Origin of the sequence: Nevskia sp. (assembly GCF_021732705.1) — a bacterium.
Taxonomy (GTDB): Bacteria; Pseudomonadota; Gammaproteobacteria; order Nevskiales; family Nevskiaceae; genus Nevskia.
This window is the reverse complement of the sequence record NZ_JAKFUM010000011.1, coordinates 162409-187447: the sequence shown is the minus strand read 5'-3', so window position 1 is coordinate 187447 and position 25039 is coordinate 162409. Positions and strand designations below refer to the sequence as shown.

At 67.2% G+C, this 25039-nt stretch carries 18 protein-coding genes and 1 pseudogene; 12 read left to right on the top strand and 7 right to left on the bottom strand.

The window, feature by feature from the left end:
• Window positions 1-180: 180 nt before the first annotated feature.
• From nth to metG, 4 genes and pseudogenes are all read right to left on the bottom strand, one after another.
• Window positions 181-807, bottom strand: a pseudogene (gene nth, locus QZ951_RS14775) (endonuclease III); the annotation flags it as partial.
• Between the two features lie 16 nt (window positions 808-823).
• Window positions 824-1450: an RnfABCDGE type electron transport complex subunit B gene (locus tag QZ951_RS14770; RefSeq protein ID WP_293001856.1), complete on the bottom strand. Its 627-nt coding sequence runs from the start codon at window positions 1448-1450 to the stop codon at window positions 824-826.
• A gap of 118 nt (window positions 1451-1568) precedes the next feature.
• Window positions 1569-1928 (bottom strand): hypothetical protein, encoded by a 360-nt coding sequence (locus tag QZ951_RS14765; protein ID WP_293001854.1) that lies wholly within the window; start codon window positions 1926-1928, stop codon window positions 1569-1571.
• On the bottom strand, window positions 1928-4060 hold the full coding sequence (gene metG / locus QZ951_RS14760) for a methionine--tRNA ligase (RefSeq protein WP_293001852.1): 2133 nt from the start codon (window positions 4058-4060) through the stop codon (window positions 1928-1930). Before metG ends, QZ951_RS14765 begins: the two co-directional genes overlap by 1 nt.
• Before the next feature lie 153 nt (window positions 4061-4213).
• Between metG and aqpZ the strand changes: the two genes are divergently transcribed.
• From aqpZ to QZ951_RS14745, 3 genes are all read left to right on the top strand, one after another.
• On the top strand, window positions 4214-4921 hold the full coding sequence (aqpZ, locus tag QZ951_RS14755) for an aquaporin Z (RefSeq protein ID WP_293001850.1): 708 nt from the start codon (window positions 4214-4216) through the stop codon (window positions 4919-4921).
• Between the two features lie 97 nt (window positions 4922-5018).
• The gene (locus QZ951_RS14750) at window positions 5019-6464 is read left to right on the top strand and encodes an aldehyde dehydrogenase family protein (protein ID WP_293001848.1); all 1446 of its coding nucleotides are present in this window, start codon (window positions 5019-5021) and stop codon (window positions 6462-6464) included.
• A 250-nt stretch (window positions 6465-6714) separates the two neighbouring features.
• Complete coding sequence (locus QZ951_RS14745) at window positions 6715-8403, top strand: acetolactate synthase large subunit (protein WP_293001846.1); 1689 nt, start codon at window positions 6715-6717, stop codon at window positions 8401-8403.
• An 18-nt stretch (window positions 8404-8421) separates the two neighbouring features.
• Here QZ951_RS14745 and sbcB read toward each other — a convergent pair whose 3' ends face one another.
• The gene (gene sbcB, locus QZ951_RS14740; protein ID WP_293001844.1) at window positions 8422-9867 is read right to left on the bottom strand and encodes an exodeoxyribonuclease I; all 1446 of its coding nucleotides are present in this window, start codon (window positions 9865-9867) and stop codon (window positions 8422-8424) included.
• Between the two features lie 72 nt (window positions 9868-9939).
• On the opposite strand from sbcB, the gene apbC reads away from it, so the two are divergent.
• The 4 genes from apbC (at window position 9940) to QZ951_RS14720 (ending at window position 14117) form a co-directional block, all read left to right on the top strand.
• On the top strand, window positions 9940-11028 hold the full coding sequence (gene apbC / locus QZ951_RS14735; RefSeq protein ID WP_293001843.1) for an iron-sulfur cluster carrier protein ApbC: 1089 nt from the start codon (window positions 9940-9942) through the stop codon (window positions 11026-11028).
• Between the two features lie 16 nt (window positions 11029-11044).
• Window positions 11045-11659 (top strand): hypothetical protein, encoded by a 615-nt coding sequence (locus QZ951_RS14730; protein WP_293001841.1) that lies wholly within the window; start codon window positions 11045-11047, stop codon window positions 11657-11659.
• 61 nt (window positions 11660-11720) lie between these two features.
• Window positions 11721-12290 carry a dCTP deaminase gene (gene dcd, locus QZ951_RS14725; RefSeq protein ID WP_293001839.1) on the top strand — a complete coding sequence of 190 codons (570 nt, stop codon included), beginning with the start codon at window positions 11721-11723 and terminating at the stop codon, window positions 12288-12290.
• Window positions 12291-12449: 159 nt separating this feature from the next.
• Entirely contained in the window at window positions 12450-14117 is a 1668-nt protein-coding gene (locus QZ951_RS14720; protein WP_293001837.1) for an amidohydrolase, read from the top strand.
• 43 nt (window positions 14118-14160) lie between these two features.
• Here the strand turns inward: QZ951_RS14720 and rlmKL are convergent, their stop codons facing one another.
• Window positions 14161-16575 carry a bifunctional 23S rRNA (guanine(2069)-N(7))-methyltransferase RlmK/23S rRNA (guanine(2445)-N(2))-methyltransferase RlmL gene (gene rlmKL / locus QZ951_RS14715; RefSeq protein WP_293001835.1) on the bottom strand — a complete coding sequence of 805 codons (2415 nt, stop codon included), beginning with the start codon at window positions 16573-16575 and terminating at the stop codon, window positions 14161-14163.
• A 277-nt stretch (window positions 16576-16852) separates the two neighbouring features.
• Here rlmKL and QZ951_RS14710 point away from each other — a divergent pair, with 277 nt between their 5' ends.
• A complete protein-coding gene (locus QZ951_RS14710; protein WP_293001833.1) occupies window positions 16853-17569 on the top strand; it encodes a YjbF family lipoprotein in 717 nt (238 codons plus the stop codon).
• Between the two features lie 114 nt (window positions 17570-17683).
• On the opposite strand, the gene QZ951_RS14705 is transcribed toward QZ951_RS14710, so the two are convergent.
• Window positions 17684-17947 carry a hypothetical protein gene (locus QZ951_RS14705; RefSeq protein ID WP_293001831.1) on the bottom strand — a complete coding sequence of 88 codons (264 nt, stop codon included), beginning with the start codon at window positions 17945-17947 and terminating at the stop codon, window positions 17684-17686.
• Between the two features lie 395 nt (window positions 17948-18342).
• On the opposite strand from QZ951_RS14705, the gene QZ951_RS14700 reads away from it, so the two are divergent.
• The 4 genes from QZ951_RS14700 to QZ951_RS14685 all read left to right on the top strand — a co-directional run bounded on the left by QZ951_RS14700 (window position 18343) and on the right by QZ951_RS14685 (window position 25025).
• On the top strand, window positions 18343-21210 hold the full coding sequence (locus QZ951_RS14700; protein ID WP_293001829.1) for an SLBB domain-containing protein: 2868 nt from the start codon (window positions 18343-18345) through the stop codon (window positions 21208-21210).
• 25 nt (window positions 21211-21235) lie between these two features.
• The gene (locus tag QZ951_RS14695; protein ID WP_293001827.1) at window positions 21236-23404 is read left to right on the top strand and encodes a YjbH domain-containing protein; all 2169 of its coding nucleotides are present in this window, start codon (window positions 21236-21238) and stop codon (window positions 23402-23404) included.
• Window positions 23405-23586: 182 nt separating this feature from the next.
• Window positions 23587-24372, top strand: a complete 786-nt coding sequence (gene flgG / locus QZ951_RS14690; protein WP_293001825.1) for a flagellar basal-body rod protein FlgG — start codon at window positions 23587-23589, stop codon at window positions 24370-24372.
• Complete coding sequence (locus QZ951_RS14685) at window positions 24369-25025, top strand: flagellar basal body L-ring protein FlgH (protein ID WP_293001823.1); 657 nt, start codon at window positions 24369-24371, stop codon at window positions 25023-25025. The genes flgG and QZ951_RS14685 overlap by 4 nt, the downstream gene beginning before the upstream one ends.
• The last annotated feature ends 14 nt before the right edge of the window (window positions 25026-25039 follow it).

The window sequence follows — 25039 nt, the reverse complement described above, 5'->3', positions numbered from 1 at the left end:
CTTGCGCTCGCGTTTCGAGGCAACGGTAGTGGCCGCGCGCGGCGAACGCGGCTTCGAGGCAGCTTTGGCGCCCTTTCTGACCGCCTTCTTCACAGCTTTTCGGGCCGACTTCGCCGCCGTGCGCGATGCATTCGCCACCGGCTTGCCCTTCAGCGGTTCCGGCTCGGCGTCTGCCGCACGCGACTTCGGCTTGTAGCGGCACAGTTCGACGATCTGGCAGCGCCAGCATTCCGGGCTGCGCGCCTTGCAGACATAGCGCCCGTGCAGGATCAGCCAGTGGTGCGCGTTCAGCAGGTAGTCCTTCGGCGTGACCTTCTCGAGCTTCGCGGCCACCTTGTCCGCTGTCTTCTCCGGCGCCAGCCCGGTGCGGTTCGCCACGCGGAAGATGTGGGTATCGACCGCGATCGTCGGCACCCCGAACGCGACATTCAGCACGACGCTGGCGGTTTTCGAGCCGACGCCGGGCAGCGCTTCGAGCGCGGCGCGATCATTCGGCACCTCACCGCCATGCTGCGCGATCAGCAGTTCGCACAGCTTGATCACGTTCTTGGCCTTGGTCTGATAGAGACCGATGGTCTTGATGTAGTCGCGCAGCTTCGCTTCGCCAAGCGCGAGGATCGCCTGCGGCGTGTTCGCCACCGGATACAGCCGCGCCGTGGCCTTGTTGACGCTGACATCGGTCGCTTGCGCCGACAGCACCACGGCGATCAGCAGCTCGAAGTGGTTCGAGTACTCGAGGTCGCTGCGCGGGTTCGGATTGACGGCGGCCAGCCGCCGGTACAGTTCGACGCGGTGTTCGGGTTTCATCGGCAATTGTCTGGATTCACGAAGGATTCGTTCGCCGGGCGCGGGCCCGCGCGATGGCCGCGGCAATGTCGATCGACTGCGCCTGCGCCGCCAGCACTTCGCCCCGGCGCTGCCGGCGCGCCTCGTCGCGGCTTTCGCGTTCGCGCGCCAGCCGCGCCTTGCGCATCCGATGCAGCTGCCGCCAGCGCTCGGCCATCGCATCCACCGGCGGCAGTTCGGGCGGCCGCGGCACCAGTTCGATGCAATCCACCGGGCACGGCGGCAGGCACAGGTCGCAGCCGCTGCAGTCATCGCTCAGCACCGTGTGCAGGAATTTCGGCGCGCCGATGATCGCGTCGACCGGGCAGGCCAGCACGCACTTGAAGCAGCCGATGCAGCGGCTTTCGTCGATCCGCGCGACGGTGGGCAGCAGCGACTGATCGGCGCGCAGCACGGCGTCCTGCGGCCAGACGTCGGCATCCGGCGGCAGCGGCGGCTGCGCCAGCACTTCGGCGAGCGCAGCAATCGTGGTCAGACCGCCGGGCGGGCAGCGATTCAGCGTTGTCTCACCCGCGGCAAGCGCTTGCGCGTAGGGCCGGCAGCCGTCGAAGCCGCAGCGGCGGCACTGCGTCTGCGGCAGCAGCGCGTCGAGCCGGTCGACCATCCCGGTCGCCGTTTCTCCCGCTGCCCCGGGAACAAGGCCGGGGGGCGGCGCACGCAGCCCGGACGCAGCCATCAAGCGTGGAAAAGGCTGATCGAATCAGTGGGATGGACGGCAGTGCTCATCGCACGTCCTCCAGATACAGCGTGCGCCCGAGCGCAGCGGCGAGGAGACCGGCGGCAAGCTCCATCGCCAGCAGTCGCACGGTCGCCACGGTGGGCCATTCGAGCGCGATCACGGCATAACCCAGCCCCGCGACAAACGCGAAGCCGCAGACGACCGCGCACAGCACCATCAGCGCCGTCAGGCGCGTGGTCCGGCCGAACGTGCCGACGATCAGGAACAGACCGGCACCGGCCAATGCCGCGCCGGTGTACGGATTCGCACGGTCGGCTTGCCACGCCGCCAGCCCGAGTGCGGTCAGCAACGCGCCGGACAGTGCGCAGTAGACGCGCGCGGCCAGCGTGGCGTCGATCGTCATCACTTCACCTTCATGCCCGGCTGCGCACCGTCGTCCGGCGCCAGCAGGAACGGCCCGCCGTCATCGCCGCTGGCCGCCAGCACCATGCCTTCGGACATCCCGAAGCGCATCTTGCGCGGCGCCAGATTGGCGACCATCACCGTCAATCGCCCGATCAGCTTTTCCGGCGGATACGCGCTCTTGATGCCGGCGAACACCTGCCGCTTGCCCATTGCGCCCAGATCCAGGGTCAGGCGCAGCAGCTTGTCCGCGCCGTCAACGCCTTCCGCGTGCTCGATGCGGGCGATGCGGAGGTCGATCTTGGCGAAGTCTTCGATGCTGGCGTGTGTGTCGCTGCCGCCAACTGGTGCCGCAGCGGCCGGAGCCGATGCTGCCTTGGCCGGTTTGGCGTTTGGCACCTCGACCGGAGCGAGGCTTTCGGTCGAGGCGGCGATCATCGCCTTGATCTGGGCCAGGTCGATGCGATTCGCGAGGTTCGTATAAGACCGGATCTTTGTCCCCAGAAGTCGACTATCCACATCGTTCCAAGACAACTCTGGAATATCGAAAAACAATTCGACTTCTTTAGCCAAATTAGGTAGGAGTGGTTTTAGATATACCGTTAATACTTTGAAAATGTTTAAAAAAATACCACAAAACTGATGGAGATCAGTACGTTTTTGTTCGGTGTCAAGATTCTTCGCAAGCGTCCAAGGTGCCGTGTTATGAATAAACGTATTTGTAGTGTCCGCTAGGTCCATCACCTCCCGGATCACGGCCGCATAGTCGCGTTTTTCATAAAGAGCTCGAATCGGATGGAGATGACTTGAGCCATCGTCGATAGACGTTACGGGGTTTTCGACGTTCGAAAGCAAGCCGATCGCGTCAGAGCAAGCACCATCGAGCGACATGGGAAGCTTGCCGGCGAAAAACTTCTCAACGAACCCCGCACACCGACTGGCAATATTCACGTACTTGCCCACAATGTCGCTGTTCACGCGGGCAACGAAATCATCGAGATTCAGGTCGAGATCATCGACGCCGTCGCTCAGCTTGGCCGCGAAGTAGTAGCGCAGATATTCCGGATTCAGCCCGGCATCCAGATACGTCCGCGCCTTGATGAAGGTGCCGCGGCTCTTCGACATCTTGGCGCCGTTGACGGTCAGGTAGCCGTTGACCGACAGGCCGGTCGGCTGGCGATAACCCGCACCCTTCAGCATCGCCGGCCAGAACAGGCCGTGGAAATTGATGATGTCCTTGCCGATGAAGTGCCACAGCTCGGCGGTCGAATCCGGGCCGATGAAGGCGGCGAGCTTTTCAGCATCGTTGCCAAGCAGGGCGCTGAGGCTCGCGAAGTAGCCGATCGGCGCATCCAGCCACACGTAGAAATATTTGCCCGGCGCGCCCGGAATCTCGAAGCCGAAGTACGGCGCATCGCGCGAGATGTCCCAGTCTTTCAAGCCGCCGTCCAGCCATTCGGCGAGCTTGGCCTTGACGCTGGCATGCACGTCGGCCGCGGCGAGCCAGGCCTGAACCTCGGCCTGCAGCTTCGACAGGCTGAAGAAGTAATGCTCGGATTCCTTCAGCACCGGCGTCGCGCCCGACACGACCGAGAACGGGTTCTTCAGATCGGTCGGGCCGTACGTCGCGCCGCAGTTCTCGCAGTTGTCGCCGTACTGGTCGGCGGTGCCGCACTTCGGGCACTCGCCCTTGATGTAGCGATCCGGCAGGAACATGTCCTTGACCGGGTCGTAGGCCTGCTCGATGAAACGGCTCGCGATGTAGCCGTTGTTCTTCAGCGCCGTGTAGATGGTTTCCGATAGCTGCCGGTTCTCGTCCGAATGGGTCGAGTGGTAGTGATCAAAGGCGATGCCGAAGGCCTTGAAGTCCGCTTCGTGGCTTTTCTGGATGTCGGCGATGAACGCTTCCGGCGCCAGGCCGGCTTTTTCGGCGGCGAGCATGATCGGCGTGCCATGCGCATCATCGGCACAGACGTAGGTCACGTCATGCCCGCACATCCGCTGGAAGCGCACCCAGATGTCGGCCTGGATGTAGCCGACCATGTGGCCTAGGTGCAGCGGGCCGTTGGCGTACGGCAGCGCGTTGGTGACCAGGATCTTGCGGGAAGCAGTGCGGGGCGCCGGAGCGGACATGGGGTTCGGGACGGGCGAAAAACGGGCAGGCCGCGATTATCGCATGGCCCCCGCGGCGGGCCGGCATCGCCTGCAGTGCCCGGAATCATTGACTTTCTGCCCGATTCCCCCGGCACACTAAGGCTTCGGAGTTCACTCACAGGGAGGTAAGGCATGACCAGCAGCACCCCTCAGAAGCTTGCAGCGGAATTCATCGGAACGGCGTGGCTGATGCTGGGCGGCTGCGGCAGCGCTGTGCTGGCGGCCGGCTTTCCGCAGTACGGCATCGCGTTTGCCGGCGTGTCGCTGGCCTTCGGCCTGACGGTGCTGACGATGGCTTACACCATCGGCCACATTTCCGGCTGCCACCTGAACCCGGCCGTGTCGTTCGGGCTGTGGGCGGGCGGTCGCTTCCCGGCGTCGCAGCTTGGGCCGTACATCGCCGCACAGGTGCTCGGGGCCATCGCCGGTGCCGCCGTGCTTTACGTCATCGCCAGCGGCGTGCCGACGTTCGATGTCGCCAACGGCTTTGCCTCGAACGGCTATGGCGAGCATTCGCCCGGCGGCTTCACCGTGGGCGCGGCGGCGGTCACCGAGTTCGTGCTGACCTTCTTCTTCCTGACTGTGATCCTCGGCGCCACGTCATCCCGCGCGCCGGCCGGCTTCGCGCCGATCGCCATCGGTCTGTGCCTGACCCTGATCCACCTGATCAGCATCCCGGTGACCAACACGTCGGTGAACCCGGCGCGCTCGACCGGCCCGGCGCTGTTCGTCGGCGGCTGGGCCCTGAGCCAGCTGTGGCTGTTCTGGATCGCGCCGATTGCCGGGGCTGTTGCCGCCGGCTTCTTCGCGCGCTGGCTGGATGATCAGAAGGCGGCATGACGACCTGATGCGATGCTGACGACGAAGGCCCGCCGCGTGCGGGCCTTTTTCGTGAGCCTTGCGAATACACTGCCGGCTCCTGAAACCGGAGCCTGCCATGTCGCTTCCCCATTTCGGCCTGATGATTCCGGGCGCGGTCAGTTCCTCGGCGGCGTATACCGTCGAGGCGCCGTTCGATCGTGCCCCGATCGCCACCGTGCAGACGGCGGACGCCACCTGCGTGCAGCAGGCGCTGATTGTCGCCAGCACGCTGTACAAGCATCGCGACGCCTGGATTCCGCTGGCCGAGCGTCTGGCGATCCTCGATCGTGCGGGCGCGATCATGAAATCCCGCGCCGAGGAACTGGCGGTGGAAGCGGCGCGCGAAGGCGGCAAGCCGCTGATCGATTCCCGGGTCGAGGTCGCACGGGCGATCGACAGCCTGAAGATCTGCGTCGAGACCATGCGCGTCGATCAGGGCGACGTGATCCCGATGCGCACCAGCGCCTCGTCCGCCGGGCGCATCGCGTTCACGCAGGTCGAGCCGATCGGCGTGGTCGTCGCGATCAGCGCCTTCAACCATCCGCTGAACCTGATCGCGCATCAGGTCGGTCCGGCGATCGCGGCCGGCTGCCCGGTGATCGTCAAGCCGGCGCGGTCGACCCCACTGTCGTGTTTCCGCTTTGTCGCGATCCTGCGCGAAGCCGGCCTGCCGGCATCCTGGTGTCAGGCGCTGGTGCCGGACAGCAACGCATTGGCCACGACCTTGGCGACCGATCCGCGAGTCGCGTTCCTCAGCTTCATCGGCAGCGCGGCGGTCGGCTGGAAGCTCAAGAGCCAGCTCGCGCCCGGCGCGCGCTGCGCGCTGGAACACGGCGGCGTGGCGCCGGTGATCGTCGCGGCCGATGCCGATCTCGATACCGCGGTGCCGCTGATCGCGAAGGGCGGTTACTACCATGCCGGTCAGGTCTGCGTGTCGGTGCAGCGCGTGTTCGTGGCGCGCGCGATCGTCGATGACTTCGTCGCGCGGCTCGCGGCGGCGGCGCAGAAGATGGTGATCGGCGACCCGACGCTGCCGGCGACCGAGATCGGCCCGATGATCTCGCCAGCGGAAGCCACACGCGTCGTGCAGTGGATCGACGAAGCGGTGGCGGCGGGTGCGAGGCGGGTCTGCGGCGGCAAGGCAATCGGCACGACGATGGTCGAATCGACCCTGCTGGTCGATCCGCCGGCCGATGCCAAGGTTTCCACCCACGAGGTGTTCGGCCCGGTGGTCTGCGTCTACACGTTCGACCACGTCGACGAGGCGATCAACCGCGCGAACAGCCTGCCGTTCGCGTTTCAGGCGGCGGTGTTCACGAAGAATCTCGACACCGCACTGCGCGCCTATCGACGGCTCGATGCGTCGGCTGTCATGGTCAACGATCACACCGCGTTCCGGGTCGACTGGATGCCGTTCGCGGGTCTGAAGCAGTCCGGCTACAACGTCGGCGGCATTCCGCACACGATCCACGATCTGCAGATTCGGAAGATGATGGTGCTGCGCTCGGGGGAGATCGGCTGAGCGGCTGCGCGGCCGCGGCCGGTGCCTGAGTCGCGGAATCCGCACCTCATTCACATCCGTCATTACCGCGAAGGCGGGAATCCATCGGCAGCGGTCTGGGAAATCGCGACAAGCAAACAAGAAGCTGGATTCCCGCCTCCGCGGGAATGACAGTCGATTGAAACCGGCAAGCGCTTCAACGGCGCGCAGCAGGCAGCCTTCACTCACATCACGGCGCTGACATCGGCCCTCACGCAGCACAGGCAGGGACATGGCCGACACGAATGCTGCAAACCCCAAGGACATCAAGGCGGCGGAGCTGTTCGTCCGCTGCCTCGAAGCGGAAGGGGTGGAGTACATCTTCGGCCTGCCGGGCGAGGAAAACGCCGATCTGATGATCGCGTTGCTCGACTCGCCGATCCGATTCATCCTCGTCCGCCACGAGCAGGCCGCGGCGTTCATGGCCGATGTCTATGGCCGGCTGACCGGCCGCGCCGGCGTCTGTCTGGCGACGCTCGGCCCCGGTGCCACCAACCTCGTCACCGGGCTGGCCGACGCCAATCTCGACCGCTCGCCGGTGGTCGCGATCATCGGGCAGGGGCCGACGCGACGCCTGCACAAGGAAAGCCACCAGAACATGGACGCCATCGCGATGATGCGGCCGGTATCGAAGTGGGCGCAGTCGATCATCGATGCCGACGCGATCCCGGAAATCCTGCGCAAGGCGTTCAAGCTGGCGGAGGCCGAGAAGCCCGGGGTCTGCGTGGTCGAACTGCCGGAAGACGTGGCCAAGCAGCGGCTCGATGCGCAGCCGATGGCGGTCACCAAGACCCGCCGGCCGTCGCCCGATCCGCAGGCGGTGGCGCAGGCGGTGGCGATTCTGCTGGCGGCGAAGAAGCCGGTGATCCTCGCCGGCAATGGCGCGCTGCGGAAACGCGCCGCGCTGCAACTGCGGTCGCTGGCCGAGAAGACCGGGCTGCCGGTGTTCAACACCTTCATGGGCAAGGGCGCGCTGGCACGTTCGGACCGGCATAACCTGTTCACCATCGGCCTGCAGGCGAAGGATTACGGCAATCAGGCGATGGCGGCTGCCGATTGCGTGCTCGTGGTGGGCTACGACCTCGTCGAGTACAGCCCGCGCTTCTGGAACGTGGCGCGCGACAAGCAGATCATCCACATCGATTTCCTGCCGGCGGAAGTCGATCAGGACTATCCGGTGGCGGTCGATGTGGTCGGCGATATCGCGGCGACCCTTGCGCAGATCAACGACGCGCTCGATCAGCAGCCTGCTGCCCGCCTGCCGCTGCACGACATTGCCGAGTGGCAGCCGCTGCGCGACCAGATCGCCGCCGATCACGGCTGTGAGCGCAACGACGCGAGCTTCCCGATGAAGCCGCAGAAAGTGCTGTGGGACGTGCGCGAATTCCTGCGCGGCGACGACATCCTGCTGTCCGATGTCGGCGCGCACAAGATGTGGATCGGCCGCTATTACCCGGCGGAAACGCCAAACAGCGTGCTGATCTCGAACGGCTTCTGCTCGATGGGCTTCGCGCTGCCGGGTGCCATCGGCGCGCAGTTCGCGGCACCGGACAAGCGTGTGCTCGCGATCTGCGGCGACGCCGGCTTCCTGATGAACGTCCAGGATCTCGAAACCGCCGTCCGCTACCGCCTGAACATCGTCGTGATGATCTGGGTCGATGGCAGCTATGGCCTGATCGAATGGAAACAGCAGAACGAGTTCGGCAAGCACTCGCCGCTGAGCTTCGGCAATCCGGATTTCGAACTGCTGGCGCAAGCCTTCGGCTGCTGGGGCAAGACCCTGACCGCCGCGAGCGAACTGCCGGCGGCACTCGACGAAGCGTTCCGGCAACCGGGCCCGGCGCTGATCGCCGTGCCGGTGGATTATCGGGAAAACGTCAAGCTGACCGAGCGGATGGGGACGCTCGTCGCGAAGCTCTGACCATCGGACTTCCCGCGGTCAGCCGCGCAGCAGCCGCTCCAGCCCGGATTCCTCCGGCCAGACGGCGAGCTGCGCGAGGATGCGCAGGCGCTCCGGGTTGCCTTCGCGTTCCGCCAGCATTGCCACGTGTTCGCGGAACGCGTTCAGCGTGAGGCTGGCCAGCCCGGTGTCGTAGCGCAGCTTGCCGGCGACGAAATCCTGCCAGCGGGCGCGTTCATCCTCATCCAGCGTGTCCGGATAGTGACGTGCGCGGTAGCGGAACAGCAGTTCGTCATAGCGCGGATCTTCGAACGTGCCGTGCAGTCGTGCGATCGAATCAGGACCTGCGGCGCGCACCTTGGCCAGCCGCGGCTTGTCGGCATCGGGCAGGAAGCCGCCGTACAGCGACAGTTCCGGATCGGCCCAGTCGCGCGGCTCCTGCGTGAACACCTCGCGCACCTTCTCGCGCAGGGCATCGCCGGCGGCCAGCAGCTTCGCCTGGTTGGCCAGACACAGCGCCAGATCGACATTCCAGCGCTCGGCATCGGGCCCGCGCAGGGTCGCGATCGGCGACAGCATCGGCGACTTGTTCAGGTGCACGCCTTTCAGCGGCAGCCGGGTCACGCCATCCGGGAGATCGTCGTTCGAGGCGAACACGCGGTCGCGCAGATCGTCGGCGTCGAGTTCCAGCAACTCGTCGATGTCGCTGCTCAGATCGAACGTCAGCACGCAGTTGCTGTTGGTCGGATGCAGGACGATCGGCGCGATCACGGCCAGGCAACCGCGCGCAGCCGGAATCTTCGACGAGACATGCACCACCGGCGTCATCTCGGTGACGTTCAGAAGTGTGGCGGCGAACTTCTTGTCGCGCAGCTTCAGCGCGTGCTCGAACAGGCGCGGCTGCGCGCTTTTCAGGCGTTTGGCGATCGCGATCGTGGCATCGACGTCGCTCAGCGCGTCGTGCGCGCGGGCATGCACGAGCTGATTCGCCTCGGTCAGCCGTTCGAGCTTGAACGTGGTCGCGCCGTTGTCGCCGACCGGCCATTCGAGGCCCTGCGGCCGCAGCGCATGCCACAGGCGGACGACGTCGATCAGATCCCAGCGCGAATTGCCGCCGCGCCATTCGCGGGTATAGACCTCGTGGAAGTTGCGATACAGCAGATGCCGCGTCACCTCGTCATCGAAGCGGATCGAGTTGTAGCCGGCGGCACAGGTGCCGGGCACGCTGAACAGATCGTCGATCTGGCGCGCGAACTCGTATTCCGGCAGGCCTTCGTCGCGTGCCAGCTGCGGCGTGATTCCGGTGAGCAGGCAGGCTTCCGGATGCGGCAGCACGTCGATCGGCGGCTGGCAGTAGATCGTCAGCGGCTGGCCGACCGGCTCCAGATCCTCGTTGGTGCGGCGCGCGGCGAACTGCGACGGCCGGTCGCGCGCCGGATCGGTGCCGAAGGTTTCGTAGTCGTGCCAGACGAAGCTGAAGCTCATGGCGAGGTGACGAGGCAGGGCAGGGAATGCGCGACAATAGCGGAAGACCGGTCCCGATCCCCAATGCTGCCCATGCCTGCGTCCGCTACCCGAGAAGTCCTGCTTGCCGCGCTTGATGCGTACGTCCATCCGCTGATCGGCCAAGGCCTGGTCGCGGCCGGCTGCATCGTCGATCTGACACCCGGCGCGACGCCGCACGTCGTGGTCGAGCTGGGCTTCCCGGCTGCCGGCATCGCGATCGATATCGTCAGCGATATCAAGACCTTGCTGCGCGCGAGCTGTGATGTCGAAGCGACCGTGCGGATCGGTTGCCGGGTGCTGCCGCAGGCGGTCCAGAAAGGTCTGAACCCGCTGCCGGGCGTTGCCAACATCATCGCCGTGGCCTCGGGCAAGGGCGGCGTCGGCAAGTCCACCGTCGCGGTCAATCTGGCGCTGGCGCTGCAGGCGGAAGGGGCGAGCGTCGGCATACTCGATGCCGACATCTACGGCCCGAGCCAGCCGCTGATGCTGGGCTCGAAGCAGCGTCCGACCTCGCCGGACGGCAAGCGGATGAACCCGATCATTGCCCACGGCCTTCAGGCGATGTCGATCGGCTTCATCATGGCCGACGACGCCCAACCGGCGATCTGGCGCGGGCCGATGGTGACGCAGGCGCTGACGCAGCTGCTGAACGAAACGGTCTGGGACGATCTCGACTATCTGATCATCGACCTGCCGCCGGGCACCGGCGACATCCAGCTGTCGTTGAGCCAGCGGGTGCCGGTGTCGGCCAGCGTCATTGTCACCACGCCGCAGGACATCGCGCTGCTCGATGCCCGCAAAGGGCTGCAGATGTTCCGCAAGGTCGGCATTCCGGTGCTCGGCGTGATCGAGAACATGGCGACGCACGTCTGCACCAACTGCGGCCACGAGGAAGCGATCTTCGGTGCCGGTGGCGGCGACAAGCTGGCCAACGAAGCCGGCACCGAGCTGCTCGGCTCGCTGCCACTGGACCTTCGCATCCGCCTGCAGGCCGACAGCGGCAACCCGACCGTCGCCGCCGATCCGCAGTCCGAGCTGTCGCAGCGCTATCGCGGCATCGCCCGTCTGATGGCGGCGCGGCTCGCGTACGGCGCCGGCGGCGAGCTGGCGTTTCCGACCGTCACGATCAGCGACGACTGAGCCGGCGCTACGGCCGATGCTGAACCGCCCCATCCGCGGCGTCTGGCTGGTGCTGGCGCTGGCGCTGTGGGGTGGCTGGAATGCCTCGACCCATCGCGCGGTCGAGCCGCCGCCCGGCGTCCTCGTGCCGGACGCGCCACGGCAGACGACACTGGCCGCAGACGAGGCGCAGCCGTTCGAGTTCGACGGCTACCGGCTGACGCCGCTGGCCGGCTTCGAACTGCAGGCGCGGGTGCTGGGCACCGAGACCTATCGTTTCGACCGGCTGGCGAGTCTGGTGCCGACCGATCTGGCACTCGGCTGGGGACGGATGTCGGACAGCGCGGTGCTGAAGCGGATCGACATCAGCCAGAGCGGGCGCTTCTTCTACTGGCAGGTGGCGCAGTTCCCGATTCCGCAGGACGAGCTGATCGCCAGTGCCGCGAACATGCATCTGATTCCGGCGAACGCGGCAGTGCGGCGGGCCATCGGCAGCGTGCGGGTCGGGCAGGTGATCGCGCTGCGCGGCAAGCTGGTCGAAGCGCAGTCGCCGGGCGGCGTCACGATGCGCAGCTCGCTGCGCCGGGACGATACCGGCGCCGGTGCCTGCGAACTGATCTGGGTCGAAGACTTGCAACAACTGCGGCGATAATCGCGACACGACATTCAGCGGTACTCACTCGCCAGTTGGTTTGGCATCGGGCAGGCAGGCAATGAGCATCAAGAGCGACAAGTGGATCCGGCGCATGGCGCAGGGCGCCGGCATGATCGAACCGTTCGAGCCGGGGCAGGTGCGCGTGGCCGGCGACGGCCACAAGATCGTCAGCTACGGCACGTCCAGCTATGGCTACGACGTGCGCTGCGCCGACGAATTCAAGATCTTCACCAACATCAACTCGACCATCGTCGATCCGAAGAACTTCGACGAGCGCAGCTTCGTCGACCTGAAGTCCGACGTCTGCATCATCCCGCCGAACTCGTTCGCGCTGGCGCGCACGGTCGAATACTTCCGCATTCCGCGCAGCACGCTCGTGGTCTGCCTCGGCAAGAGCACGTACGCGCGCTGCGGCATCATCGTCAACGTGACGCCGCTGGAACCGGAATGGGAAGGCCACGTCACGCTCGAATTCAGCAACACCACGCCGCTGCCGGCGAAGATCTACGCGAATGAAGGGGTGGCGCAGATGCTGTTCTTCGAAAGCGACGAGGTCTGCGAGACGTCGTACGGCGATCGGGGCGGCAAGTACCAGGGGCAGCGTGGCGTCACGCTGCCGAAGACATGATGGGCCTACAGACGCTGGCCCCGATCGCTGGCGCCCGTCGCCTTGCCGTCGATCCCGCTGGAACACAGCATCCAGCGGGTCCCTCGCCGGGTGGCTCCGGTCGCCATCGTGGCGGGAAGTACCAGGGGCAGCGTGGTGTGACCTTGCCGAAGACCTGAGATGAAAACGCTCGCTGCCGTTGTCGCCGCCGTCTTCGCCTTCGGAAGTGTCACGGCATCAGCCGTCGACACGCTGCTGATTGCGCCGCGCATCCACACGATGAACCCGGAGCAGCCAACCGCGACCGCGATGGCGTGGAACGGCGACGGCGTGCTGCTGGCCGTCGGCGAGGCAGCCGCGCTGAAGGCCCGCTTCCGCAAGGCCCGCGTCGTCACGGCGCGCGGGGCGACGGTCGTCCCGGGGCTGATCGATGCCCATGGCCACATCATGGGGCTCGGCTTTTCGCTGCTGCAGGCCGACCTGACCGGCACCACCAGCAAGGCCGATGTGCTGGCGCGGCTCAAGACGTTCGAGAAGACCCTGCCGGCCGATGCCTGGCTGATCGGCCGCGGCTGGGACCAGAACGACTGGCCGGACGCGACATTCCCGACCGCCGCCGATCTCGACAGCGCGTTCCCGAAGCGCCCGGTCTGGCTCGAACGGATCGACGGTCACGCCGGCTGGGCCAACACGGCGGCGATGAAGCGCGCGAAGCGCGATTTCAGCGGCGACTGGCAGCCGGAGGGCGGTCGCATCGAACGCGGTGACGACGGTGCCGCCGCCGGCGTGTTCGTCGACGGTGCCACGGCGCTGATCGATGCCGTGGTGCCGCCGCCGAGCGAAGCGCTCCGGGCACAGGCGCTGTCGCGCGCGCTGGCTGCCGCCCACGCGGTCGGCCTGACCGGCATCCACGACATGGGCGTATCGCGCGCCGATCTGGCGCTGTATCGCCGCTTCGCCGATGAAGGCCGCCTGCCGCTGCGGATCACGGCCTATGCCGACGGCGACCGCGATGCCCTGGCCGATCTCTGCGCGAACGGGCTGTATCGCCACGCCGGTGGTCGCCTGCAGATGCGCGGCGTAAAGCTCTATGCCGACGGCGCGCTCGGCAGCCGCGGCGCGGCCCTGCTCGCCGACTACAGCGATGCGCCGGGGCAGCGCGGCCTGCTGGTCACCGAGCCGAAGGCGATCGAACGCGCGGCCCAGAAGGCGCGCGACTGCGACGTGCAGGTGGCCGCGCATGCGATCGGTGATCGCGGCAACCAGATCGTGCTCGATCGCTACGAATATCTGTTCGCCGCCGATGCCAAGGCGGCACGGCCGGATCGCCGCTGGCGCATCGAGCACGCACAGGTGATCGCACTGAGCGACATCCCGCGCTTCGCTGCGCTCGGCGTCATCGCGTCGATGCAGCCGACGCACGCGACCTCGGACATGCCGTGGGCGGAAACCCGCGTCGGGCCCGAGCGGATCAAGGGCGCGTATGCCTGGCAGCGCCTGCTCGGCAGCGGTGCGCGGCTGGCGCTGGGTTCGGATTTCCCGGTCGAATCGGTCGATCCTCGGCTCGGCCTGTATGCCGCGGTGACGCGGCAGGATGCGGCCGGCCAGCCGGTGGCCGGCTGGTATCCGGATCAGCGCCTGTCCGCGCTGGAAGCGCTGCGCGGCTTCACGTCGGACGCCGCGTTCGCCGGCTTCGCCGATGCCGACGTCGGCATGCTGAAGCCGGGAATGAAGGCCGATTTCGTGGTGCTCGAAGCCGATCCGCTGACGGTCGCGCCAGCGACGCTGCGGACGCTGGGCATCCGCTCGACCTGGGTCGATGGCCAGAAGGCGGCGGCCAAGCCCTGAGCGGATCGGGCTGAGGGTGTGCCGCGCGCGGCGCTGACCGCTGTCAGCCGCCGGCCTTCCGGTTCGCCAGCCACGCCGTTCCCACCTTGCGGATCGCCCACGCGCGATGCGCGGGCGGCGGCCGCTTGAAGTCCTCGTCGAGCGTCTTCTGCGTGATGTCCTCGACATCCAGCCCGTGCGGCGCCAGATCGTCGAGCCGGAAGCGCTTGCGGTTGCACGAGAAGTACAGCACGCCGTTCGGGGCCAGCAGGCGGGCGGCGAGGGTGATCAGTTCGACATGGTCGCGCTGGATGTCGAGCGTGCCCTCCATCTTCTTCGAGTTCGAGAACGTCGGCGGGTCGCAGAAGATCAGGTCGAACTGCGGCGGGCGGGATTTCTCCGCCTGCTCGCGCAGCCAGGCGAGGCAGTCCGCGCGGTAGAAGCGGTGCGGATTCTCCTTCGCCGACCGGCGTTCGATGTCGACCATCCGGATGCCGTTCAGGCGCAGGTTTTCCTTGGCCCAGTCGAGATAGGTGTTCGACAGGTCGATCGACACGCTTTCGATCGCGCCGCCGACGGCGGCCTGCGCCGTGGCCGTGCCGGTGTAGCAGAACAGGTTCAGGAAGCGCTTGCCGTGCGCTTCCTTGCGGATGCGCAGGCGCATCGGACGGTGGTCGAGAAAGATGCCGGTGTCGAGGTAATCGGTGAAGTTCACCTGCAGGCGGCAGCCCTGCTCGTCGATCGTGTACATCGCGCCGGTTTCGGCCTGCCGCGTGTACTGGGCGTCGCCTTTCTGCTGCCGGCGCACCTTCAGATGCAGGTTCGCGATCGGCACTTCGAGCACCTGCTGGATCGCGTTCAGGCCTTCGCGCAGCCGGCGTTCGGCGGCAACCGGATCAACCGTCTTCGGCGGCGCGTATTCCTGCACATGCACGTGCAGCTGGTCGCTCTGGTACAGGTCGACGGCGACGGCGAAGTCCGGCAGATCGGCGTCGTACAGGCGGTAGTTGGTGACGCCGGTGCGCTTGGCCCACTTGCCGAGGTGCTTCAGGTTCTTGCGCAGGCGGTTGGCGAAATCGCCGTCGATCACCTGCGGCGCCGCCGGACTTTCCGGATCGCGCGCGGCGATGTCGAAGGTCAGCAGCTTGCACGGCAGATCGCCGTTGTAGAACGAATACAGGCGCTCGGCGCGCAGACCGAGGCGCGGACCGAGGTCCGGCCGGCCGGTGAAGACGCCGGCGCGCCAGCCCGGGAAATACTGCTTCAGCAGCGCGCCGAGCAGGCTGTACAGCTTGACCATCTCGGCCTCGCTGCCCATGCGCTCGCCGTAGGGCGGATTGGTGCAGACCAGGCCCGGCGTGTCGGTCGGCGGGCGCATCAGCGAGACATCGGCCTCCTTCAGTCGAATCTTCCAGACCAGTCCGGCCCGCTCGACATTGCCGCGCGCGGCCTTCAGCGCCGTCGGGTCGAGATCGGCGCCGTACAGGATCGGGATGCGCTCGGCACCAGCTTCGCGCCGGGCCTTGGCTTCGTCCATCAGCGCGCGCCAGGCGTCGATCTCGACGCCGTTGAGCGACAGAAAGCCGTGCCGCGTGCGCATCAGCCCCGGGGCGACATCGCCGGCCATCAGCGCCGCTTCGAGCAGCAGGGTGCCGGAGCCGCACATCGGATCGAACAGGCTGCCGCCGCGCGCGAACACGGTCGGCCAGCCGCTGCGGATCAGGATCGCGGCGGCGAGGTTTTCCTTCAGCGGCGCACCGCCGGTAGCCAGACGATAACCACGGCGGTGCAGGCTTTCGCCGGAAAGATCGAGGCTGATCGTCGCCTGCGCACCATGCAGGTGCACGTGGATCGAGACATCAGGATCTTCGGCGTCGACGTTCGGACGCTCGCCGCAGGCGTCGCGGAAGCGGTCGGCAATCGCGTCCTTGACCCGCAGCGCCGCGAAGTGGGTGTGGGTGACGGTGTTCGAGCGGCCCGCGACGTCGATCGCGAAGCTGGAACGCACATCGAACCACGCCGGCCAGTCGATGCGCCGCGCCCCGTCGTACAGGGCATTGGCGTCCGGAATCTCGACCAGATCGAGCGGCAGCAGGATGCGGCTGGCCAGCCGCGACCACAGGCAGGCGCGATAGGCATCGACCCATCTGCCGGTCGCGGTGACACCGCCGCCGCGCTCGGCCACGTCGGTGAAACCAAAGGCTTTCAGTTCGTCGACCAGCAGCGGTTCGAGGCCGCGCGCGCAGCTGGCGAACAGCGGGCCGGGCAGCGGGCGGGAGTCGATGCCGATGCGCCGATCGATCAGCGCCGCAATCGGATTCGGCACGGCCGGCTTCGCGACCGGCTCGGTGACCGGCTCAGTCACTGGCTCAGTGACTGGCGCATCGACATCGTCATCGGCCGGTGCGTGATCGAGTGCGACGGGCACGCTGGCCGGAGCTTCGGAATCGGCGGCGGGGGAAGACGGATTGCGGGGCATCGGGTGTCCGGTCAGGCAGGCTGCGGACGGGGCCGCTGGGCAGGGAACGCGGTCGGCGACCGGCATGGCGTCACGGCGCCGAAGGCCCGATGCAGGGCTTCATCGTCGTGCCATGACGCTGGCACGATACTGGCAACCGGGAAGGCAACCCGATCCGCTAGAGTCGCGGGATTCCCGCCATTTTAGCGGCCATTGGCCCGGGCCATCCGACGCCGCTGCCGCGCGCCACCTTGCCGACTTCATCGATGACTGATCGTCACCACGGATTGATCGACGCATGAACAAGGGACTGACCCGCCGCCAGCTGATGCAAGGGCTGGCCGCCTGCACCGCCGTCCCCACGCTTGGCCTTCTCGGTGGCTGTTCGAGCCAGTCGCTGCAACTGCTCGGATCGAGCTTCGCCGGCGCGCGCACGGCCGTCAGCGGCGATCGCTACGGCTTGAGCGATGACCAGATCGAAGCCTTGCCGTATGCCAGCCTGGGTGTGCGCATCGGCCGTCTGGCGCCGGCCGTGCTGATCCTGGCCAGCATCGATCAGGACGAACTGCGCTGGGCGTCCGCGGACCGCGTGGTGCTGGTGACGCGGCGCGGCCGGCTGGTGAAGTCGGTCGGGCTGGTGCGCGATCTGCTCGGCACGCAATGGGCGTCGCCCGATCCGCTGCTGGGTTATCCGAACACGATTCCGGCGAGCACCGAAAGCCGCGTCGGCCGCTTCGTCGACCTTCGGCCGAAGGATGATTTCGGCGTGGCGGTCGAAAGCCGTTACGACACGATCGGCAACGAGACACTGACCCTGCTCGGACGCACGCGGCGCACCGTGGTGCTGCGCGAGCGGATTTCGGTGCGCAAGTGGCGCTGGTCCGGCGAGAACCTGTTCTGGCTCGATGCCGCCAGCGGCAAGGTCTGGAAATCCCGGCAGCAGTTCTGTCCGGACGTGCCGCCGCTGACGCTGGAGGTGCTGAAACCGGCCGAGGAACCGCCGCTCAGCACGTGAGCCGCGCGCAGGCACGAAAAAGCCGCGGCGAAGTCGAGCTTCGGCGCGGCTTTCGATGAAGCGCGGCCTCCGATCGAATCAGGCCGAAGGCCGGACCCGATCAGGCCATGACGCTCAGCGCGTCGTCGCGGTTGCGGTCGACGTCGAGTTGTTCGGGCCGTTGTCGCCGGCACCGACGACGAACACGGTGATGGCGGCGCTGACGCCGAGGCCGATCGCGAGGATCGTCGGCAGGCTGCCGTCGGCGAAGCTGGAGGCGGTGGCGACGTTGCCGGCCGGTGCACCCGGAGCCGGTTCCGGCTTGGCGTCCTGGGCATTGGCGATCGGGAACGTGGCTGCAACGAGGGCAACGGCAACGGCGGTCACAACATGCTTCACGGTCGTATTCTCCTGAACGGTACGGATGTGGAATCGACTGAGCATGGATCGTGCCGCATCAGTCATTTCCCGGAGAATATAGGCGGCGCGGCAATTGCGTCCAGCCCTGAACCGCACGTGCCACGGAACTGTCATCCGCGGCCGTGTTCCGGGGGATCGCCGGGATCGCGTGTCATCGTTCATCAAACGGCCGGCAACGGCCGTCATCGCAGGGCCCGGATCAAGCCGGTATCCTTTGCCGCGGGCGTCTTCCAGACCGTGCCGACCTCGATTTCGGCGACCGTGACGTGCTGTCGCCCGCCGTGCCGCCGCCGCGCTTGCCGATCGACGCGAGCCGGTCGCGGCGCAACCGCAGCGGCAGCGCCATTCGTTTCAACCAGGGAACCAGAGCAATCGTGAGCAAGCGGAATTTCCGGGCGGTTTCGGCTTTTGTCGGCGGTCTCGCCATCGCCGCGCTGCCGTGGCTGGAGGCGCGGGCGCAGCTGCCGTTCGACCCGGCGGCGATCGAGCAGCTGACGCCGGAGCAGCGCCAGCGCGCGCTCGAAGCGATCGGTTCCAATGGCGGCAGTGGCGCGGCGCAGGCGTCGCCGGACGGCAGGTTCCGCGACCAGAAGCTGGCCACGCCGGAAACCGCCGTGCCGAATCGGCGCGGGAGCACGTCGCGGTCCGGCGCCGGCAGCAGTGGCGGCAGCCAACGCGATCGCGCGTCCGCCGATGACCTGCGCGACGAGGGCAGCGATGCCGATGCCGATTTCCAGCGCGATGCCCGCAGCACCCGATCGCGCGAAGCGACGCTGGAACTGGCCAATCGCGACTACGCGCTCGAAGATCGCGAACGCCGCCGCCTGCGGCCGTTCGGCTACGACCTGTTCGAGACCACCGCGACCACGTTCGCGCCGGCGACCGACATCCCGGTGCCGGCGGATTACGTCGTCGGCCCCGGCGATTCGGTGCGCGTGCAGCTGTTCGGCAACGAGAACGGCAACTACAGCCTGCAGGTCGCGCGCGACGGCCAGATCAATTTCCCGAAGCTCGGCCCGATCGCCGTGGCCGGCCAGCGCTTCGAGGACGTGCGCAAGCTGCTGACCGAGCGCATCGGCCGCGAGCTGATCGGCGTGCAGTCCAGCATCACGCTCGGCGAACTGCGCTCGGTGCGCGTGTTCCTGCTCGGTGACGTCAACCAGCCGGGGTCTTACACGGTCAGTTCGCTGTCGACGATCACCAACGCGATCTTCGTCGGCGGCGGCATCAGCCCGGTCGGCTCGCTGCGCAACATCGAACTCAAGCGCAATGGCCGGCTGGTGCAGAAGCTCGATCTCTACGCGCTGCTGCTGCGCGGCGATTCCAGTGCCGACGTCCGGCTGCAGCCTGGCGACGTGATCTTCGTGCCGCCAGTGGGCCCGCGGGTGTCGGCCGACGGCGAGGTCAAGCGTCCGGCGATCTACGAGCTGAATGGCGAGAAGACCATTGCCGATGTCGTGTCGCTGGCCGGCGGGCTGCTGGCCTCGACCAACACCAGCACCGCGCAGATCGAGCGCTTCGACGGCAATCGCAAGAGCATTCGCCAGATCGATCTGGCCAAGGCCGGCGACCTCGGCGGCCGCGTCCAGAGTGGCGACGTGCTGCGCTTCGGCCAGATCGCCGCGAAGCTCGACAACAACGTGCGCGTGCTCGGCTACGTGAAGTACCCGGGCAACTATCAGTGGAAAGCCGATTCGGACCTGCGCTCGGTGCTGCAGCAGGCCGAGATCCAGAACTCCGATTCGCAGAACGAGGCGTATCTGCCGCTCGGTCTGATCGAGCGCACCGCCGCCAGCAGCGGCGTGCGCGGCTGGGTCGGCTTCAGCATTCGCGATGTCATGCTGCCGGACGCCGCACCGTTCCCGCTGCAGCGCGACGATCGCGTGATCATCCTGACCCGTGACGACGTCAGCTATCTCGACTCGCGCGAAGTGCGTGCCGTGGCGGCCGGCGAAGTCACCGCGATCCGCCAGTGCCCGGCGCTGGAATCGCTGGCGGAACTCGCGAACACCGAGCGCGCCGCGCGCTTCCTGAAGGCGTTCACGGCCGAAAGCACCCGCACCGGTGCCAGCGCGCGCGACCGCGCGGCCGTCGATCCGCGCACTGGCCTGTTCCCGGGCGAGCGCGAGACGCTGGACCCGCGCACCGGCGAGCCGATCAGCGCCCGGCCGGTCAACGCCCGCTGTCCGGCGGTCTATCGCGCCGCGCCGCGCGCGCTGCAGTACCTGCTCGAAGAATCGGTGGCGATGTACGGCGAAGTGCGCCGCCCGGGCCTGTACCCGATCGCCCGAGGCACGCCGCTGCCGCTGCTGATCGACGCCGCGGGCGGCCTCAGCAACGAGTCCGATCCGCGCAACATCGAGTACATCTCGTATACCGATGCGCTGAAGAACGGCCGCTCGGCCTACCAGACGCTGGACCTCAAGAGTGCCGACGCCGCCGCGCTGAAGGTGGCGCCGGGTGACGTCTTCAACTTCAAGCCGCTGTACCTCGGGCAGGAAGTGGGCACGGCGCGGGTGTCGGGCGAATTCCGCTTCCCGGGCTCGTACGGCATCCTGCGCGGCGAGCGCCTGAGCCAGCTGATCAAGCGTGCCGGCGGGCTGACCAGCAACGCCTATCCGTACGGCGCGGTGTTCACTCGCCAGGCGGCACGCGAGGCGGAACGCGAGTCGTACAAGCGCGCCGCGAACGACCTGCAGGAGGCTGTTGTCACCGCCGTCACCAGCGGCGCGCTCGGCAAGGAAGGCGCGACCTCCGCGCAGTTCCTGAGCACGGTGATTTCCCGCCTGCAGACCGCCGAGCCGGTTGGCCGCGTCGTGATCGAGGCCGATCCGACGATTCTCGAAGCCCGCCCGGAGCTGGACCCGATCGTCGAGCCGGGCGATCTGCTGACCATTCCGAAGCGGCCGATCACGATCACCGTCATCGGGCAGGTGCTGAACCCGGGCACGCAGGCCTTCGTGCCGGGCACCACGCTGAAGCAGTACATCGAGCGCGCGGGCGGCTACTCGCAGGCCGCTGACGATGGCCGCGTGTTCGTGATCCTGCCGAACGGCACCGCGCAGAAGGTCAAGGCCAGCTTCTGGAACTACACCGCGCAGGACATTCCGCCGGGCAGCCTGATCGTGGTGCCGCGCGACGCTGCGCCGTTCAATGTGCTGGCGCTGTCGGAACGCGTGTTCGGCCTGCTGTCGAACCTCGCGCTGTCGGCCGCGGCGCTGGCCACGATCAGCCGCAACTGATCCGGCCGCCGGGTTGCCTGTCGGCATGAGCCGTTCGCGGGCAGCGCTGGCTGCGGCCGCGCTGCTGTCCGGCACGCTGCAGCCGGGCACGGCGGCGGCGGCCGACTTCGACACGCTGAACGACCTGGGCGGCGTCGGCCTGCTGCAGACGCCGAGCGCCCGGTTTTCGGATGTCGGCACCTTCGGCGTCGGCATTTCGCACATCAAGCCGTACAACCAGATCCAGTTGTTCGCCACGCCGACGCCGTGGCTGGAGACGACGTTTCGCTACACCGACGTCACCGATCGCGCGTTCGGCCCGGTCGAGTTCAGCGGCAACCAGTCGTACAAGGACCGCAGCTTCGGCTTCAAGCTCCGGCTGATCGAGGAAAGCGAGCGCGGCCCGGCGGTCGCGATCGGCGTGCAGGATTTCGGCGGCACCGGCGTGCTCGGTGGCGAGTACATCGTCGCCAGCCGCCGCTACTACGACTTCGACCTGAGCTTCGGCCTCGGCTGGGGTCGGCTCGGCGCCGGCGGCGACCTGCGCAATCCGCTCGGCCGCCTGATCAGCCGGTTCGACACGCGCGGCGCAGCGGCCGATGGCAGCAACACGCCCGGCGGCTCCGGCGTCAGCCGCTTGTTTCGCGGCAAGCTCGGGCCGTTCGGCGGCATCCAGTGGCGCACGCCCGTCCCGTACCTGAACCTCAAGCTCGAATACGACGGCAACGACTATTCGAGCGAACGCGGCAACGGCACGCGCATCCGGCAGTCGCTGCCGATCAATGTCGGGCTCGATTACGCGGTCAGCGACAGCTTCTCGGTCGGCGTCGGCTTCGAGCGCGGCGAACGGGCGAGCTTCCATCTGGCGCTGCGCACGAGCCTGGAAGGCAGTGGACCGCGCAAGACGCTGGATCCACCGCCGCCGCCGCCGCGGGTGCGCGCGCCGGAATCCATCGGCCAGCCGGCACCGGACGCGATCAGCGAAGCCGATGGCGACGCGCTGGTGCTGGCGGCGGAAACCGCCCTGCGCCAGCAGGCTTTCGAGATCGCGGCGGTGAAGCTGTCGCCGGATCGCCGCGGCCTGTCGCTGTGGATCGAACAGAACAGCTACCGCAGTCCGCTGGTCGTGCTCGGCCGCACGGCGCGGGCGCTGAACACGGTGATGCCGGCGTGGGTCGATCACTACACGGTGATCGGCGTCGATGCCGGCGTGGAAGTCTGGCGCCTGCACGTGCTGCGCAAGGATTTCGAGGCGATGGCGCAGTACCGCGGCAGCCCGGAGGAAACGCGCCGGCATGCCGATTCCGATCCGCCGCTGCCGGACGATCCGGCTGCGCAGGGCGCCGATCATCCGGACCGCTTGCGCCTGCCGCGCTTCAACTGGGACACCGGCCCGGGCTTCCGCCAGCAGATCGGCGGGCCGGACGGCTTCTACTTCGGCCAGATCCTCTGGCGCCTGACGGCCGATGTCCGACTGACGCAGGGCTGGACCATCGGCGGCGGGCTTGCGTTCAACATCGTCAACAATTTCAATAACATAACGCTGGCTTCGGACAGTCAGCTGCCGAGAGTCCGCAGCGACATCGTGCAGTACCTGCAGAACGGCCAGCAGGCGGTGACGAAGCTCGAGACCAACTACATCTGGTCGCCGGCGTCGACGGTCTATGCCCGCGTCTCGGCCGGCATCTTCGAGGAGATGTACGGCGGCATCGGCGCCGAAGTGCTGTGGCGGCCGCAGTTCCAGCGCTGGGCGATCGGCGCCAACGTCAATGTCGTGCAGCAGCGCGACTTCGCCGAGCGCTTCAATTTCCGCGACTACCGCGTCGCGACCGGCAACCTGAACCTGTACTACGAGTTCCCGTGGTACGGACTGAAGGCGAAAGTCAGCGGCGGCCGCTATTTGGCCAAGGACTACGGCAGCACCATCGAACTGACGCGCGAGTTCAAGAGCGGCGCCAGCCTCGGCGTGTTCGCGACGTTCACCAACGTGCCGGCGCGCGTGTTCGGCGAAGGCTCGTTCGACAAGGGCTTCTTCATCAACATCCCGTTCGATCTGCTGTTCGCGAAATCGACCCGGCGCAGCGCCAGCTTCCTGTTCCGCCCGCTGACCCGCGACGGCGGCCAGAAGGTGCGCGACGGCATCGATCTGTACAACGCCACCGACGCCGGCAATCCGGGCCGGATCGTCGGCGACTGGGCCGACGTGACGCGCTGACGACGCGGGCGGCGGGCGGCGGCCGCGACAGGAATGCGGCTTGCCCGTTCGCGACGAGGCTGATTCACCGGCACATCCGGGCGACGCAATTCCGTCGCCGAACCGCGGAATGCGGTCTGGTCCGCAACTTGTAATGCCCCGGCTGTCCGCCGAATTTTCGGCCAGTCAGATGGGGCCAGACGATGAATTCCGCACTCTGGGTTGCAAAGACCGGGCTTGATGCGCAGGCCACGCGCATGAGCGTGGTGTCGAACAATCTCGCGAACGTCAACACCACCGGCTTCAAGCGCGGTCGCGCGGCGTTCGAGGATCTGCTGTACCAGACCGTGCGCCAGCCGGGCGGGCAGACCACGCAGTCCACCCAGTCGCCGAGCGGCCTGACCCTTGGCACCGGCGTGCGCGTCGTCGCCACGGACAAGCAGTTCACCCAGGGCAATCTGCAGCAGACCAACAATTCGCTCGATGTCGCGATCAATGGCCGCGGCTTCTTTCAGGTGCTGCAGCCCGATGGCAGCCTCGCCTACACCCGCGATGGCAGCTTCCAGCTCAATTCGCAGGGCGAGCTGGTCAATTCGGCCGGGTATCCGCTGCAGCCCGGCATCACCATTCCGGCCAACGCGCTGTCGGTGACCATCGGCCGCGACGGCACCGTCTCGGCACAGTTGCCGGGGCAGGCCGCGGGCCAGCAGATCGGTTCGCTGACCGTCGCCGACTTCGTCAATCCGGCCGGCCTGCAGGCGACCGGCGGCAATCTCTATGTCGAAACCGCGTCCAGCGGCGCACCGCAGGTCGGCACGCCGGGCCTGAACGGCACCGGCGCGCTGCAGCAGGGTTCGCTCGAAGCCTCGAACGTCAACGTCGTCGAGGAACTGGTCAACATGATCGAGACGCAGCGCGCCTACGAGATGAACTCGAAGGCGATCTCGACCACCGACCAGATGCTGCAGTACATCGGGCAGAACCTGTGAAGACGGTCCTGCTCGGCGTCGCGGCGCTGTGGCTCACGGCCTGCGGCTCGATGTCGCCGCGCGCCTCGCTGTACGACGAAAAGCCGAAGGCGATCCCGATCCCGCTGCCGGAAGGCGTGCCGCTGGACGGCTCGCTGTTCAACGCGTCGTCGTCAATGTCGCTGTTCGAGGACGCAAAAGCGCGCAACGTCGGCGATCTCGTCACCATCCTGCTCACCGAGAAGACGCAGGCGCAGAAGAACGCGGAAACCAACACGAGCAAGGCGTCGAGTGTCGATCTGACCGATGTCACCCTGCTCGGCAAGCCGATCGGGATCAACACCGGCATATCCGGCAAGCGCAGCAGCGCCGGCAGCGGCGACTCCAAGCAGAGCAACAGTCTCGACGGCAGCGTCACCGCGGTCGTCGTCGGTCGTTTGCCGAACGGCCTGCTGCAGATCCGCGGCGAGAAGCAGATCGAGCTGAATCAGGGCTCCGAGGTGATCGTCATCGATGGCGTCGTGCGCCCGATCGACGTGCTCGCGAACAACACCGTGTCGTCCGACAAGGTCGCCAACGCCCGCATCACCTATCGCGGTCGCGGTGCGCTGGCCGATGCCAACTCGCAGGGCTGGCTCGCGCGCTTCTTCAATTCCCCGTGGTTCCCGTTCTGAACACAGGCCCCGCC